Origin of the sequence: Mesorhizobium sp. Cs1321R2N1 (genome assembly GCF_037179725.1) — a bacterium.
Lineage (GTDB): Bacteria > Pseudomonadota > Alphaproteobacteria > Rhizobiales > Rhizobiaceae > Mesorhizobium > Mesorhizobium salmacidum.
The window spans coordinates 58,884-74,322 of sequence record NZ_JAPYKP010000012.1 but is presented as its reverse complement, the minus strand read 5'-3'; the positions used below and the strand labels follow the sequence as shown (position 1 = coordinate 74,322).

Below are 15,439 nucleotides of genomic sequence, written 5' to 3'. Positions count from 1 at the left end.
CGAGGCGTATGGCGTTGCGGTAGGCCGCCGCGGCGTCGGCAAAGCGCTGCATGCGCAGATAGACCGGCGCCAGCACGTCCCAGCCTCTCCCATCGGAAGGATTGGCAGCAAGATGGGCTTCGGCGCGCGCTATCAGCTCATCGACCGAACTGTCGGCGGGGTTCTTGGCCAGCCGGTCGCTGAGCGGCTGCGACGGCAGGTCAGGCGAGCCGATCTGGCTGTAGAGCCCCCAACTGACCAACGGCACCGCCAGCACGGCGACGGTCGCAACAAGTCGTGCCGTGACCGATGCCGACCTGCCGGACGTCTCGCCGGCCGGATCAGCATTGCCCAGGCGAAGGATGCGGCGGGCGATCTCGGCGCGCGCCTCGGCCGCTTCAGCGGGCCCGATCAGGCCACGTGCGGCGTCGCGGTCGAGTTCGGCCAATTGATCGCGATAGACTTCCAGATCGTGATCGCCGCTCGATGGCGCGCCCTTGGAGGCCCCGGCCAGCGGCAAAAGCACCGCCAGGCTGGCGCCCAGCGTGAGAATTGCAGCTATGACCCAGAACAGCATGGTTCTTCCAATAACGGCAGAGCCCTGCCCTGCCAACACAGGCATCCTGCGACGCTTTGACGGCAGGCACGCCGAATGTCCTTGATCGACATCAACTGGCCGGATCGCAACCGGACCCGGTTGGCTAGGTCAATGGCGTCCAACTGCCGTCGGCATTGCGGCAGGCCGTTCCGTGCGCCGTGACACTGGCGCTGCCGGTGAATACCGTCTGCGTGTACTGGCGGCAATCCTGCGAACCAACGCGGTAAGGCTGGGCTGGAACCACCTCGCCATGGCGCGACACCTGATCGCCCTTCCACGCCACCTTCTGGCCGCTCGTCGTATATTCAAGCGCCTTGTATTCGGCCTCGAGCGCGCTGCGCTTTTCCGTATCGCTCAGGCCATTGCCGATCGACCCGCCAATGAGACCACCGCCCATGGCGGAAATGATGGACTTGGTGACAACCTTGCCGCTGGCCGGAGGCGTCGAGGCCGGTGTCGCCGGCACGGTCGGGCCCTTGCCGCTCAAGGTGGTGCAGCCCGATACGGCCAGCAAGGCGGAAACAAGCGCGACGCGAATCTTCATGCCAACAACCGGTATTCCTGAGTTGGAGCCTGCCATGGATGCGCGGGGAGCATCATCTGAGAAGTGGGCGTGGCCATAGTGTTGATATTTGCCGGAAATTTGGCCGCCGCCGGCCAGTCCGAGGTCAATCGATATGCCGCCATAGCATGGGCCGCCCGTCGGTGTCGATTGGCGTGGGGAAACGTCACTGAAGGCTCCGCAATCGCACCACTGCCTTTAATCCACCCATGCCGGACCGTTCCAGCACCAGCCCGCCTCCATATTCGTTGACGAGATCGGCGACGATGGCGAGGCCCAGACCCGTTCCAGGCTTTGTCTCGTCCAGGCGGCGTCCACGCTTCATGGCTTCGCGCGCCTTGTCTTCGGGAATGCCAGGGCCGTCGTCGTCGATGCTGATCTCGAACAGGTTGTCACCGCTGCTGGCCAAAGGCGCAACCGTAACCGACACCGCGCTCTTTGCCCACTTCATCGCGTTTTCGAGAAGGTTGCCAAGAAGCTCCTCGAGGTCCTCGCGTTCGCCGGCAAAGATGAGCTCGGCCGCGGGCAACGATAGCGACAGACTGGTCTGCGGGTTGAGCTTCTGCAAAACGCGCACCATGCGCTGCACTAGCGGTGCCACCGGCGTGCGGTAGACGACGCTGTCGCGCTGCGCCGCGACGCGGGCGCGCTGCAAATAATGGTCGATCTGCTTTTGCATGGACGCGGCCTGCTCGGCGATCAACTGTCCCTTGGCGCCGCCAAGCGCCCGGCCCTCGTTGAGCAGAACGGCAAGCGGTGTCTTCAGCGAATGAGCGAGATTGCCGACCTGCGTCCGCGAGCGCTCGACAATGCGTTTGTTGTTTTCAATCAACGCGTTGGTTTCGTTGGCTAATGGTTCGATCTCGGCCGGGAAGCGGCCGTCGAGCCTCTGCGCGGTGCCCTCGCGCACCATGGCAAGTGCGTTCCGGACCCTGCGCAGCGGCTGCAGCCCGAGCAGGATGGCGATGGCGTTGATGGCGATCATGCCAATGCCGAACAGGCTGAGATAGGTCAGCAAGCGGCGCTGGAAGGTTCCTATTTCCTGCTCCAGCTCGGTCTTGTTGCCCATGACGCGGAAGCGCGCGGCGCGGTTCTTGGCATCGAGAACGAATTCGCTCTCGAACACGACCAGTTCCTCGCCACCAATGCCTTGCGCGGCATAGCTGCGCTGGAAATTGGCGTTGAAGGGAACATCCGCCACGTCGGGCGACGGGATGGTCCGGGTCATGGACGAAGAATGAAGATCGCCATGCACGCCTTCCGAGGCGGGCTCGACGGACCAGTACCAGCCCGAATTCGGTTCCGAGAAACGGAGGTCGCCAAGATCGGGGGAACCGGTCAGCGCACCGCTGTCGGAAATGCCGATGGAGCCGATCAGGTTGAACAAATGCGCCGACAGCAAACTGTCGAAGCCCCGCTCGCTGGCCTGGCGGTAGAGCGTGGTGATCAGGGTGAAGATGACGACCAGGGTCAGGATCGCCCACACGGTGGAGAAGGCGATGACGCGGAACGTCAGCGAACGCGGCCAAGCGCGCAGCGAAAGCCGTCTGCCTACGGTTGAGTTGGTAGCGAGCGGTTCCGCCTTACGCCTCCGGCTCACGCATGCGGTAGCCCATGCCGCGCACGGTTTCGATCATGTCGATGCCCATCTTCTTGCGCAGCCGCCCGACAAAGACCTCGATCGTGTTGGAATCGCGATCGAAATCCTGGTCATAGAGATGCTCGACCAGTTCGGTGCGCGAAACGACCTCGCCCATGTGGTGCATCAGATAGGCAAGCAGCCGGAATTCGTGCGAGGTCAATTTCAGCGGCACGCCGGCGACATCGGCCTTCGAAGCCTTGGTGTCGAGACGCAGCGGCCCACAGGTCAGTTCCGACGAGGCGTGGCCGGCGGCGCGGCGGATCAGGGCCCTGACCCGCGCCAGCACCTCCTCGATGTGGAACGGCTTGGTGACGTAATCGTCGGCACCGGCATCGATGCCGGACACCTTGTCGCTCCAGCGGTCACGCGCGGTCAGGATCAGCACCGGCATCTTGCGGCCGCCGCGACGCCAGCGCTCGACCACGCTGATGCCGTCCATCTGCGGCAGGCCGATGTCGAGGACGACGGCATCGTAAGGCTCTGTGTCGCCGAGGAAATGGCCTTCCTCGCCGTCGAAGGCACGGTCGACGACATAGCCGGCATCGACCAGCGCATCCGAAATCTGCCGGTTGAGATCCTTGTCATCCTCGACAACGAGTACGCGCATGCGGGGGCCAATGCCTGTTGAGGTTTCAGATATAGGCCGATTCCGCCGGCCTGGGATACGGAGCCCTGTAGGAAGGGAAGACTGCGTCAGTTCTGTGGAACGACGATTTCGGAGCGGCGCGGACGCTGCCCGTCCTTGCCGGGCACGAGCACGACGATGACGCAGACCGGCTGGCCGCCACGCGTCGACGCCGAGGCCTTGGCTAATGTTCCGCCATTCTGCTGGGCCACCTGCTGACCGATCGCATAGCAGTCGGATGCGGCCAGGACGATCGCGCTGGGCTGGTCGGGCGCGATCACCGGTATCGCCATTGCCTGCGACGCAAACAGCCCGGCGGCACCAAGCGCCAGGGTCGCGGTTCGGAAATGGGAGCGAAGCGTTTTCATGACCGGCGTTCTAACGCGTCGGTGCTGAACGTGAAATGAACGGTGAACGGCCCTGAAACCATGCTCGCCACACCCCTGCAACGCGAGACAGACAATCTGGATTTCACCGCCCCACCAGTGAAACCCGCGAAAACCAGTTTAGACTCCGTTTCGGTGAGATTGAAAGCGCGTCAGGCGTTTTCCTGCGTCAGCGCTCGGAATCGCAGCAGACCATGATGGACAAGCAGTTCCTCATCATAACGCGCCTCGCTGAATTCCAGCGACAGCCGCGTCTGGCCACGCAGGCCGATCACCAGCACCGCGTCGGCAAGGCGTGCCTCGATGGCGGCCATGATGGCAAGCGTTTCGGCTTCACCATGGGCCTTCGACCAGACATGCAGCGTGATCAGCTGGTCATCGTTGTTCTCGGCGCCAGTATGCCAGTCGAAGGCAGAGGTCTGGCCTGAAGTCACATAGGGAAAGGCGACGTTGTCGGTTGGCCGCTCGAGCAGTCCGGCGCCGCCCAGCAGCGCCGACAGCGAAGCATCGCTTTTCAACCTGAGGAACAGGGCCTGCTGCAAATCACCGGGCGCGGTCATCGTCCATTTCCTCAAGCCGTTGTGCGACTGGCAATGCTTTCCAAAGCCTGTCCATGTCCGCATCCCTTCGCAGATATAGCGGTTCGCCACGCGAAGACGATGGCGATTCGTCATCGGAATGATGAACGCCCATGATCTCGAAAATACGACTTGCCGACAATCTCGTCAGCCGGCGCGGTAGAGCCTCGCAAATGAACCATGAGCGTGGTCACGTAGCCTTGCCATATATAGGCTGGTCCCTCCGATGAAATGTTCCTTGCGGGCTTGGCCGGACAAAGGGCATGTTCCCGATTTTCGGGAGCTGACCATGTTCGATCCAGAACAAGCCAGAGCCGCGTCGCATCTGCTGGTAAGTCATTGGGACAACGGCACCCATGTCGCCGCCATACCTGAGGAGTTGCGACCGACGACGCGGACCGAAGGCTATGCCATCCAGGCCTATGTCATGGATCGTTCGGCGGCCCCGCTTTTCGGCTGGAAGATCGCGGCAACCAGCCTTGCCGGTCAAAGGCATATCAATGTCGACGGCCCGATGGCCGGGCGCCTGCTGGCGGAGAAAGCGGTCGAGGTTGGCGGGACCGTCTCGCTGGCGACAAGCAAGATGCGGGTCGCCGAGGTCGAATTCGCTTTCCGTTTCGGCCGCCAGGTCCCACCTCGCCCGGCACCTTATGAAATCGCTGAAGTGATGGACGCCGTGGCGACCTTGCACCCGGCGATCGAAATACCGGATTCGCGCTATGACGATTTCTGCGCCGTCGGCGCGCCGCAGCTGATAGCGGACAATGCCTGCGCCAATCTCTTTGTCATCGGCCAGCCCACGCAAGACGAATGGCGCGACGTGAATCTCGCGGAGTACCCGGTGACCGGTCTTGTTTCGGGCAAGTCGCGGCACGACGGAACCGGCGCGGCTGTCCTCGGCGATCCCCGTATTGCGCTCACATGGCTGGTCAATGATCTGTCGGGCCTGGGCATAGCGCTCCAGCCGGGACAGGTGGTGATCACAGGTACTTGCGTGACGCCGATACGCGTCGAGGCCGGTGACGAAGTGATCGGCGATCTGGGCAGGTTTGGCAAAGTCTCGGTGCGGTTTGTCTAATGCTCGCCGCGCTGCCTGACCGCGAGCCTCCTCACCGCCAGAACCAGCACCGTGATGATGATCAAAATCACCGAAAGCGCCGCGATCGCCGGGTCGATGTTGTCGCGCAGGCCCATCCACATCAGGCGCGGCAGCGTGATGGCGTTGACCGAGGTGATGAACAGGGTGACGCCGATCTCTTCCCAGGAGAGCACGAAGGAGAGCAGTGCCGCGGTGACGATGCCGAACTTGATGTTAGGCATGATGATCCGCGTGGCGCGTTCCCACACGCTCGCGCCAAGGCCGCGCGCGGCAAGGTCGATGCGGCGGTCAAGCTGGCTGAGCGAGACCAGGATCAGCACGGTCGCGAACGGCACCGTCATCACCGAATGCGCCATGGCAACGCCGAGCCAGGTGTCGTAGCCGAAGAAGGAACTGACGCCTGAGATCGAGGTGAGCAGGAAGTAGAGCGTGATCGCTGAAACCACGGGCGGCACCACCATCGGCAACAGCACAAAGCCGACCAGGGCTGCCGTAAAGCGCGGCTGGAACATCCACACACCAAGGCTGAAACAAAGCGCCAGTACAGTTGAAATGGCGCTGCTGACAATGCCGATGCGGATCGAAAGCAGGATCGACTGGAGCCAGCGCGGATCCTCAATCAACGACCGATAGTGGCGCAGCGACAATTCACCCGTCGGCATCGCCAGCATGCGGCTAGGCGTCAGCGATACCGGAATGACGGCGAGCAGCGGCATAAGCAGGAACAGCGCCACCAGGGCGGCGATAACCAGCGAGACAGGACCGGGGCGATAAGTCGGCATCAGATAAGCTGCTTCGGTCTGACATAACGGAACAAGAGCGCCATCAGCGCGCCGACAAACAGCACCAGCACTACGCTGATCGCAGCTCCCAGCCCCCAGTCCGGGCTCTGGAATATCCTGAGATAGATCAGCTCGGCGATCATGACGCTGCGGCCGCCACCGAGAATCGCCGGCGTTACGAAGAAACCGAGCGAGAAGACGAACACGATCATCGCGGAGCCGATAATACCGGAGCGCGTCATCGGCACGAACACCGTCCAGAAGGTGCGCGTGCGGCTGGAGCCGAGGCCGCGCGCTGCGAGCAGCACACGGTCGTCCAGGCTGCGCATGGCCGAAGCCAGCGGAAAGACGGCGAACGGAATGAGGAAGTGGGTCATACCGACAATGACGCCGAACTCGTTGCGCACCAAAGTCAGCGGTTCGGAGATGAAACCGATAGACTGCAGCCAGGTATTGATCAGGCCGCGATTGGACAGCAGCGCCACCCAGCCGAAGGCTCGCGTCAGCACCGAGATCCAGAACGGCACCAGGATGCAGAATTCGGCGATGAGGCGCTGCGCCGGGCTGCCGCGCACCCAGACCACCGTGATGGCATAGGCGGCGGCGACTGACACAACTGTGACAATGGCGGCGATGCGCAGCGTGCGGATGAACACCGACTGCACCAGATCGTCGGTGAGCAACGCCTTGTATTGGCCAAGCCCGGGCGTCGGCAAGGTGAAGCTCCACTTCACCACGCCGAGAAACGGCCAGGCATAGGCAAGGCCGAGAAACAGGAGCAGCGGCGCCATCAACAGCGCCGCGCCCATCCTGTCGGAGAGAACGCCTCTCATGTCAGTTCAGCATCGCCGCCGGTCAGGCGGAGATGATCTTGGTGTATTCGTCGAGTGCCGCACCGTAGTTCTTCGCGTACCAATCCATGTCGAGTGCGATCTGCTTCTTCATGTTCTCGGGATCGACGGGGTTGATGCGCTTCTTGTCGGCAGGGATCAGCGCATCGGCCGCCGGATTGGCCGGACCCTGGCCGAGCTTGTCGAACATCACCAACTGCTTTTCCGGATCCTGTGCACTGGCGATGAACTTCATCGCAGCATCCTTGCCGCCGGGGTTGTTCTTGAGCACGGCCAGCGCGCCGGGCGAGATCAGGCCCTGGTCCCAGATGAACTTGATCTTGCCGCCGGAATCCTGCTCGATCAGCGAGGCGCGCGTCGACCAGACGATCGCCATCGAGGCTTCGCCATTGAGCAGCACGCTCTGGCTCTCGGCGCCGCCGCCCCAATAGGCGACGACGTTTTCCTTGAAGGCTGATATCTTGTCGTGCGCCCGCTTCAAGTCGAGCGGATAGAGCGAAGCCGGCGCGATACCGTCGGCCAGAAGGGCCGCTTCCCAGCTCGACACGCCCCATTTGTAGAGGGAACGCTTGCCCGGGAATTTCTTCACATCGAAGAAATCGGCCATGCCGGTCGGTGCATCCTTGCCGTATTTCTCGGAATCGTAGGCGATGACATAGGAGAAGAAATAGGTCGAGGCGGCATAGTCCCAGCCGAAGCCCGGCCGCATCTTCTTCTTGTCGACGATGTTGTAGTCGATCGGCTCGAGCATGCCTTGCGCGCCGAGCGTAATGGCCGAGAACGGGTCGACGTCGACCAGGTCCCAGGTCGGGGCGCCGCTTTTAAACTGCGCGGCGATCGCGCCTTCGGTCGGGCCCGAGCCGTCCATCTTGACGGTGATGCCGGTGTCCTTGGTGAAAGCCTGGCCATAGGCCGCGTCATAGGCCGTGATGGCGTCGCCGCCCCAGTTGACCAGCACAAGTTCCTTCGCAGCGGCGAATGCGCCGCTCGAACGCAGCAGCATCGGCGTGCCGGCGAGCACGAGCGCCGCTAGCTGCGTGAACTGCCGGCGCGAAATCTCGCCGCGTATCGTCCTTTCGGACAGCGTTTCGATGGCCTGTTTTTTGGTGTCGTTCATGTTCATGTCAGTTCCCCTTTGTTTTTGTTGATTTTAACTACGGAAGCCGGTGCGGCGGATCAGGCCTCACTGGCGCTCATTGTCCTCCGTCCGGAAGGAGGAAACCCTTCTCCGCCGGCCATGTCAGCCAGACGGAATTGCCCTTGCTGAGAGCAGCCGCCGCGACCTCGTTGGGCACCGACACGGTTACTTTGGCACCCTGGCGGGTGGTGAGGTCGAGCTTGGTTGCCGCCCCCAGATAGGTCGAGGCGATCGCCGTCGCGGCAATGCCGTTCTCTCCGGCGGCGGCCTCGCGCGCTATCGACATGTGTTCGGGCCGGATTGCCAGGATGGCGTTGGCACCGACAGTCGCCGGATTGCCGCGCAGGCTGACGGCGCGGTCCTCGCAAAGGCCGGTGGCCCCGTCATCGGCGCTGCGCACGCCCTTCAGCGGCAGCATATTGATCTCGCCCAGGAATTCGGCGACGAAGCGATTGGCCGGCCGGTCGTAGACCTCGTCCGGCGCCCCGACCTGCAGCAGTTTGCCATGGTTGAAGATGGCGACGCGAGACGACAGCGCCAAGGCCTCGCTCTGGTCGTGGGTGACGAAGACGAAGGTGGTGCCGGTCTCCTGGTGCAGGCGCTTCATCTCGGCCTGCATCTGGCCGCGCAGGCTCTTGTCCAGCGCTGAAAACGGCTCGTCGAGCAAAAGCACGCCCGGCTCGAACACCAGCGCGCGGGCAAGTGCGACGCGCTGCTGCTGGCCGCCGGAAAGCTGCGACGGCAATTTCTTCTCGTGGCCGATCAGACCGACGCGCTCGATCATCTCACCGACGCGCTTCTTGATCTCGGTGGCCGATGTCTTGCGGACCTTGAGCGGGAAGGCGATGTTGGCCTCGACGCTCATATGCGGGAACAATGCATAGCCCTGAAACACCATGCCGGCGGCACGCTGCTCGGCCGGACGGTCGGTGATATCGGCGCCGTCGCTGAAAAGCCTGCCCTCGGTCGGCTGCACGAAGCCGGCCAGGATCATCAGGAAGGTGGTTTTGCCGGATCCGGAAGGGCCAAGCAGCGTCAGGAACTCGCCGCGGCCAATATCGAGCGTCAGATTGTCCAGTGCACGGAACGAGCCGAAGCTCTTGCCGATCCCGATTGCCTTGATCTCTGCGGCCCGGCCGGGTTGCTGCATCCTGCCTCTATCCTTACCGTTGAGCCAAATCGTAGGCAGGGCCGAAGCTCACCGCAACCGAATAGTTTTCGCCTGATCGGCAAATTTCATTCATCTATGGCGGGCCGACGCCACCCTACCCTTCAATGAGGCTGAATGCGGTTCTCGGAGAGCGTCGACCTCAGCCATCCCGCGAACGCTTCCAGGACCGGGTGCGAGGCCTTGGCGTGTTCGGAGACCAGGAAATAGGAGCGCGGCGACTTGATCGCGATGTCGAACGGCCTGACCAGACGGCCTTCGCTCAGCGCGCGGCGGCTGGTCAGTTCGTCACCCATGGCGATCCCCTGGCCGGCGATCGCCGCGGAGAAGACGAGATTCATGTCGGAAAAGAAGATACCGCCTTCGGTGTCCGGGTTTTCGACCTTGGACAGCGCCAGCCAGCGTGCCCAGTCCTCGGTGTCGTCGAGATGGAGCAGATTGGCGCGCAGCACGTCCGCCGGCCGGGAAAAGCCGCCGACCTTGTTGAGCAGCGTCGGGCTGCAAAGCGGCGTGAACGAGATTTCGCACAACAGTTCGGCCATGCGGTTCGGCCAGTTGCCGACGCCAAACGCGATGAAGGCGTCGGCATCGGCATTGCTGACATCGTCGAGCCGCCTGGGCGTCAGGATACGCAGCGCCACATCGGGATACATCTGCCGGAACTCGCCGATATGGGTGCACAAGAACAGCGAAGCGAAGCCTGGCGTACAAGAGACGGCGAACGAGCCGCCGACGCCAGTGCCGGCATCGCGCGTGACCGCATCGCCCAGCACTGTCAGTGCCTTGCGCACGTCGCTGGCATAGCGCTGGCCACGCGGGGTGAGCGCCACGCCCTTGCCGATGCGTTCCAGCAGATCGAAGCCAAGGTCGCGTTCTAGCAGCCGCAGCTGATGGCTTACCGCGCTGCGGGTCAGATGCAGTTCGTCGGCTGCGCGCCAGACGCTGCCATGCCTGGCGAAACTGTCGAGGGCGCGCAGCGCCTGTGTGGATGGAATTCTCAAGAGGTGAACCGAATTTGCACGAACCGGGAAAACATATCACTTTTTGGCGAGCCGCCTCACTGCTTTCTTTTAGAGCATGGACAAACCGGTGACGACATCGGCGCAAGAGACCGCGCTTGCCTGCCTCGACGGCATCCAGCCCCTGCTGTCGGCCTGGACACGCACCATCTTCGATTTCGGCGAGACCGCGTGGCGCGAGTACCAATCGGCCGCCTGGTATGTCGATCGGCTCAAGCGCGAGGGATTTTCGGTCGAGGAAGGCTCGGGCGGCATGCCGACCGCCTTCTGCGCCCACTGGACAAACGGCGCCGGACCGACCGTCGGCATGTATGCCGAATATGACGCAGTGCCCGGCAACTGCCAGGACGCCGTGACGGTGAGGCAGCCGCGACCTGGCCTCGGCGACGAGGCCGGCGGCCATACCGATCCGCATTCGGGGCTTGGCATAGCAAGTCTCGGCGGGCTGCTCGCGACCAAGGCCGCCATGCAGCGCGACGGTATTCAAGGCACGCTGCGCTTCACCGGCGAACCGGCCGAAAAGGTGCGCGGCTCGAAGCCGATCCATGCCGCCAAAGGCTATTATGACGGCCTTGCCGGCATGATCTCCTTCCATCCCTTCTATATGCTGCCGCTCTGCAACACCGCGCGCTGGGACACGCATTGCGGTGCGGCCTACGCGATGATCTATCGCTTCGTCTGCGACGAACCCGAAAATTGGGTTCGCGCAGGCGACGGCGCACCGATCCCGCAGGCGCATTCGGCGGTCAGGGCACCGGGCGCCAACGATGCGCTGATGACCATGTTCATGGCCTCCAAGGCGTTGCGCGATTCCATGCTCCCGCACCAGGGCGGCTGGTCGATCAGCGAGGCGATCCTGACGGCTGGCCAGGCCACGGCCGACAATCTGCCGGCAGGCCTGGCCGAGATCCAGTACATGATCCGCGTGCCAACGCTTCGTATGGCCGAGCAGGTGACGGCGGTGCTCGACCGCAACGCCGCGGCCGCGGCCGCGATCAGCGGCTGCCGCTACGAACGGCACTGGGTGTCGAAGTCGCGGCCGGGGCTCGCCAACCACGCCATGGCCGGGATTGCCTACGAAGCCCTGTCAATTGTCGGACCACCTCGCTGGGACGAAGCCGCCAAGACGATCGCGCGGGAAATCCAGGTCAATGCCGGCGGCACCACGACCGAAAACCCCTTTATCGACGAACTGGAACGGCTGATTTCGCCGCAAGAGGCCGAGGCGATCTTGCGCCGCGACTTGCCGCCGTCCCAGGTGAATTCGACCTCCGACGACTACACCGACATGAGCTGGCACGCGCCGACCGCGCGCTTCTATGTCGCCCGCCCAGCGCTCCGCTCGGCAAACGGCCACGCTTTTCCGGCATGGGTGATGAATGCGCTAGGCGGCATTCCCGCGACGATCGATCCGATGGTCATCTGCGCTGCCAAGACGGTCGCGCTGGCGGCGCTGCGCCTGCTCGAGGACAAAACCGCCCGCGAGGGGGCGATGAGCGAGTTCACGACCCGTACCGGCGGCGGCGTTGGGGGCTCCAACTGGATCGCCCCGCTCTGCGACTATGAGCCGCCGATCAATTTCCGCTGGCCGGAATATGTCACCACGCCGCGCGGGCGCGACTGGTGGATACCAAACAATGCGCGACCGACCAATTCTTGAGAACAAGCCACGAGGAGAACCGCATGACCGTCCATGACCGCATCATCGCCGAGCCGTTTTCGCTGCAGCGCCGCAACCCGGCCGGCGGCACCAAGCCGCTGACCGTCTGGGGTTTCGCCAACGAGACCGACGTGTTGACCGACGTGCTGCTCGGCTCGCCGAATTTCCTGCGTCACCTGTCGACCAGCTCGCTCTCGCGAAAACATCTGCGCGAGGCGCCCTGCAACGTCCAGATCGCGCAGGCGCAGCACAAGGATCTGGTCGCGGCTTACGAGCATTTCGGCGTTAACATCCATTGGCACGAGCCGACGCCGGAACTGCCGATGCAGGTCTATTCCCGTGATTCCAGCGTCATGACGCCCTATGGCGCGATCATCACCGCCATGGCCAATTGGTGGCGGCGCGGCGAGAACTACGCGGCCATCCGCACCTATGAAAAGCTCGGCATCCCGATCTACGACATGGTGACGGCAGGCACCTTCGAGGGCGGCGACTTCAACGTCATCGAGGACGGCGTGGTGCTGATCGGCTGCGGCGGCGCGCGCACACAGGAGGAAGGCGCCCGCCAGGTGCAGGCCTGGTTCGAGAAGGAAGGCTGGGAGACGCGCGTTGCCTTCATCGACGAATATTACGTCCACATCGACCTGATGGTGGTGCCGATCGCCGAAAAGCTCACCGCCGTCTGCCTCGCCTGCACCGAGCCCGGCATCGTCGACTGGCTGAAGGGCAAGGGTCACGAGATCATCGACGTTCCCTTCCAGGACACGATGGCGCTAGGCTGCAACTTCATGTCGCTGGGCAAGGACCGGGTGATAGCGCCGACATCCAGCAAGACACTGATCGAAAAACTCAAGGCGCGCGGCTTTGAGGTGGCGGCCGTCGACATGAGCGAAATCTCCAAGACCGGCGGCGGAATCCATTGCATGGCGCAGGCGCTGAAGCGCGAAGCGGCCTGATAGCTCGGGGAAGCAAATCTCCCCTCGCTCGCCGGCCGCAGAATCTGGCGGGCGAGGAACCGGCCCGCCGGCTACCTGGCCTTCCATCGACAAACCTTGCGGCTGTGTCCTCGCCGCCCTTGTGGGTGTCGGTAAAATGGATGAATAGTCCAACAGGTCGCCGCCCTGAAATTGCCCGCTTGCGGTTTTCAGGTCGCGCCAGAGCCGAGCCGGGTTTTTGAATGGTCAACCCTGAACCACGCAAGAGAAGAGGCCCGATCGCCTCCCGCCTTCTGGCGCTGGACGCGTGGCTCGATTCCTCTCTCTATGAGATCGGGTTCAAGGCGCGCCAGTTCTGGGAGGCCGCGACGATCTTCTCGCGGCGCTTCCGTCTCAAGGGCTGGCGCCGTGGCTTCATCGAACTTTTGAGCGAAGGTTTTACACTCGGCGCCGGCGGCATGGTGGTGATGCTGGCGCTGGCGATACCCGCTTTCCAGGACACCACCGGCGACTGGCGTGCCCAGGGCGACTTCGCCGTCACCTTCCTGGACCGGTACGGCAACGAGATCGGCCAGCGCGGCATCATCCAGCGCGATTCCGTGCCGGTCGACGAGATGCCGGACCACGTCATCAAGGCGGTGCTCGCCACCGAGGATCGCAGGTTTTTCGATCATTACGGTATCGACGTGCTCGGCCTGTCGCGCGCGATCTTCGAGAATGTGCGGGCAAACTCGGTCGTCCAGGGCGGCTCCAGCATCACCCAGCAGCTGGCCAAGAACCTGTTCCTGACCAACGAGCGCACGTTCGAGCGCAAGATCAAGGAAGCCTTCCTGTCGCTGTGGCTGGAGGCCAATCTGTCGAAAAAGGAAATCCTGCAGCTCTATCTTGACCGCGCCTATATGGGCGGCGGCACGTTCGGTATCGAGGCGGCGGCGGATTTCTATTTCGGCAAAAGCGTCAAGGACCTGAACCTTGCCGAGGCGGCGATGCTCGCCGGCCTGTTCAAGGCGCCGACCAAATACGCGCCGCACATCAACCTGCCGGCGGCGCGCGCTCGCGCCAATGTGGTGCTGTCCAACCTTGTCGATTCCGGTTTCATGACCGAAGGCCAGGTTCTGCAGGCAAGACTGCATCCGGCCGATGTCGTCGATCGCGGCGAACAGAAAAGTCCCGACTATTTCCTCGACTGGGCCTTCGACGAGGTCAAGAAGATCGCCAAGCCCGGCCAGCACTCGCTGGTCGCTCACACCACCTTCGACGCCAACATCCAGAAAGCGGCGGAAGAGTCCGTCGAGTTCCACCTGCGCCAGTTCGGCAAGGAATACAACGTCACCGAAGGTGCCGTGGTGGTCATCGAGACCAATGGTGCGGTGCGAGCGATCGTCGGCGGCCGTGACTACGGCGCCAGCCAGTTCAACCGCGCCACCAAAGCGCTGCGCCAGACCGGCTCGTCGTTCAAGCCCTATGTCTACGCCACGGCGATGGAACACGGTTTCACGCCGAACTCGATCATTTCTGGCGGGCCGATCAGCTGGGGCAACTGGTCACCGCATAATTACAGCGGCGAATCGGCGGGCAACATCACCCTGATCATGGCGATGGCCAAGTCGATCAACACGGTGCCGGTGCGGCTGGCCAAGGACCATCTCGGCATCGCGCCGATCAAGGCATTGGCGGAATCGTTTGGCGTGGAATCGCCGCTCGAAGGGCACAAGACGATGGTGCTCGGCACCTCGGGCATGACCGTGATGGACCAGGCGACGGGCTACAGCGTGTTCGCCCAGAACGGCTTTGTCGGCTCCCGGCACGGCATCACCCAGCTCGTCACGCGTACCGGCGACGTGGTTTACGACTGGACCAAGGACGCGCCGCCGCCGCACCGCGTGCTGTCCGAGCAGGCCCTGAAATCCATGAACACCATGCTGACGGCCGTGCCGGTGATGGGCACGGCGCGGCGGGCGCAAATTCCCAACATCGTCGTCGCCGGCAAGACCGGCACGACGCAGTCCTACCGCGATGCCTGGTTCGTCGGCTTCACCGGCAACTACACGGCGGCAGTGTGGCTGGGCAATGACGATTTCACACCGACCAAGAACATGACCGGCGGTTCGCTGCCGGCGATGGTGTGGCAGCGGCTGATGGTCTACGCGCACCAGAACATCGACCTAAAGCCGATCCCCGGCATCGACAAACCCTTCGTCGACGAGGAGATCGCGGCCAAGGCCGCCGAGGCGCAGAAGAAGACCGAGGAGCAGGCAGCGGCCGATACCGCCGCCGAGCGGCCGCCGGTGCTGTCCAGCCGAACCACGCAGACGCTGCGGGACATGAGCCACCTGTTCCAGACGGCGCCCAAACTCGACGCCCCCACGCCACCCGAAACGCTTTCGGCCCTGTGACATCCGCCCCGGCGCGAGCCG

Annotated in this window: 15 protein-coding genes; 4 read left to right on the top strand and 11 right to left on the bottom strand. The window is 63.4% G+C overall.

Annotation, left to right across the window (positions count from 1 at the left end):
* From ccmI to O7A61_RS05775, 6 genes are all read right to left on the bottom strand, one after another.
* Positions 1 to 556: c-type cytochrome biogenesis protein CcmI (ccmI, locus tag O7A61_RS05800; protein WP_337128935.1), on the bottom strand; the 556-nt coding region annotated here is incomplete at its 3' end.
* A gap of 124 nt (positions 557 to 680) precedes the next feature.
* A complete protein-coding gene (locus O7A61_RS05795) occupies positions 681 to 1,121 on the bottom strand; it encodes a hypothetical protein (RefSeq protein ID WP_337107769.1) in 441 nt (146 codons plus the stop codon).
* A 184-nt stretch (positions 1,122 to 1,305) separates the two neighbouring features.
* A complete protein-coding gene (locus O7A61_RS05790) occupies positions 1,306 to 2,739 on the bottom strand; it encodes an ATP-binding protein (protein WP_337128934.1) in 1,434 nt (477 codons plus the stop codon).
* The gene (locus tag O7A61_RS05785) at positions 2,723 to 3,388 is read right to left on the bottom strand and encodes a response regulator transcription factor (protein ID WP_027143933.1); all 666 of its coding nucleotides are present in this window, start codon (positions 3,386 to 3,388) and stop codon (positions 2,723 to 2,725) included. Before O7A61_RS05785 ends, O7A61_RS05790 begins: the two co-directional genes overlap by 17 nt.
* Before the next feature lie 86 nt (positions 3,389 to 3,474).
* The gene (locus tag O7A61_RS05780; protein ID WP_337128933.1) at positions 3,475 to 3,774 is read right to left on the bottom strand and encodes a hypothetical protein; all 300 of its coding nucleotides are present in this window, start codon (positions 3,772 to 3,774) and stop codon (positions 3,475 to 3,477) included.
* A 170-nt stretch (positions 3,775 to 3,944) separates the two neighbouring features.
* On the bottom strand, positions 3,945 to 4,352 hold the full coding sequence (locus tag O7A61_RS05775; protein WP_337107771.1) for a DUF3168 domain-containing protein: 408 nt from the start codon (positions 4,350 to 4,352) through the stop codon (positions 3,945 to 3,947).
* Positions 4,353 to 4,659: 307 nt separating this feature from the next.
* Here O7A61_RS05775 and O7A61_RS05770 point away from each other — a divergent pair, with 307 nt between their 5' ends.
* Positions 4,660 to 5,448 carry a 2-keto-4-pentenoate hydratase gene (locus tag O7A61_RS05770; protein WP_337128932.1) on the top strand — a complete coding sequence of 263 codons (789 nt, stop codon included), beginning with the start codon at positions 4,660 to 4,662 and terminating at the stop codon, positions 5,446 to 5,448.
* Here O7A61_RS05770 and O7A61_RS05765 read toward each other — a convergent pair.
* The 5 genes from O7A61_RS05765 to O7A61_RS05745 form a co-directional block, all read right to left on the bottom strand.
* Entirely contained in the window at positions 5,445 to 6,251 is an 807-nt protein-coding gene (locus tag O7A61_RS05765; protein WP_337128931.1) for an ABC transporter permease, read from the bottom strand. The genes O7A61_RS05770 and O7A61_RS05765 overlap by 4 nt on opposite strands.
* Entirely contained in the window at positions 6,251 to 7,084 is an 834-nt protein-coding gene (locus O7A61_RS05760; protein ID WP_337128930.1) for an ABC transporter permease, read from the bottom strand. The genes O7A61_RS05765 and O7A61_RS05760 overlap by 1 nt, the downstream gene beginning before the upstream one ends.
* 22 nt (positions 7,085 to 7,106) lie before the next feature.
* Positions 7,107 to 8,219 carry an ABC transporter substrate-binding protein gene (locus tag O7A61_RS05755; protein WP_027143939.1) on the bottom strand — a complete coding sequence of 371 codons (1,113 nt, stop codon included), beginning with the start codon at positions 8,217 to 8,219 and terminating at the stop codon, positions 7,107 to 7,109.
* A gap of 76 nt (positions 8,220 to 8,295) precedes the next feature.
* On the bottom strand, positions 8,296 to 9,390 hold the full coding sequence (locus O7A61_RS05750) for an ABC transporter ATP-binding protein (RefSeq protein ID WP_337128929.1): 1,095 nt from the start codon (positions 9,388 to 9,390) through the stop codon (positions 8,296 to 8,298).
* Positions 9,391 to 9,512: 122 nt separating this feature from the next.
* Positions 9,513 to 10,409, bottom strand: coding sequence for a LysR substrate-binding domain-containing protein (locus O7A61_RS05745; RefSeq protein ID WP_140717055.1), 897 nt, complete (start codon positions 10,407 to 10,409; stop codon positions 9,513 to 9,515).
* Positions 10,410 to 10,485: 76 nt separating this feature from the next.
* Between O7A61_RS05745 and O7A61_RS05740 the strand changes: the two genes are divergently transcribed.
* From O7A61_RS05740 to O7A61_RS05730, 3 genes are all read left to right on the top strand, one after another.
* Positions 10,486 to 12,087: an amidohydrolase gene (locus O7A61_RS05740; protein WP_337107775.1), complete on the top strand. Its 1,602-nt coding sequence runs from the start codon at positions 10,486 to 10,488 to the stop codon at positions 12,085 to 12,087.
* Between the two features lie 23 nt (positions 12,088 to 12,110).
* Positions 12,111 to 13,043, top strand: a complete 933-nt coding sequence (locus O7A61_RS05735; RefSeq protein WP_337128928.1) for a dimethylarginine dimethylaminohydrolase family protein — start codon at positions 12,111 to 12,113, stop codon at positions 13,041 to 13,043.
* 221 nt (positions 13,044 to 13,264) lie between these two features.
* The gene (locus O7A61_RS05730; protein ID WP_337128927.1) at positions 13,265 to 15,418 is read left to right on the top strand and encodes a transglycosylase domain-containing protein; all 2,154 of its coding nucleotides are present in this window, start codon (positions 13,265 to 13,267) and stop codon (positions 15,416 to 15,418) included.
* The last annotated feature ends 21 nt before the right edge of the window (positions 15,419 to 15,439 follow it).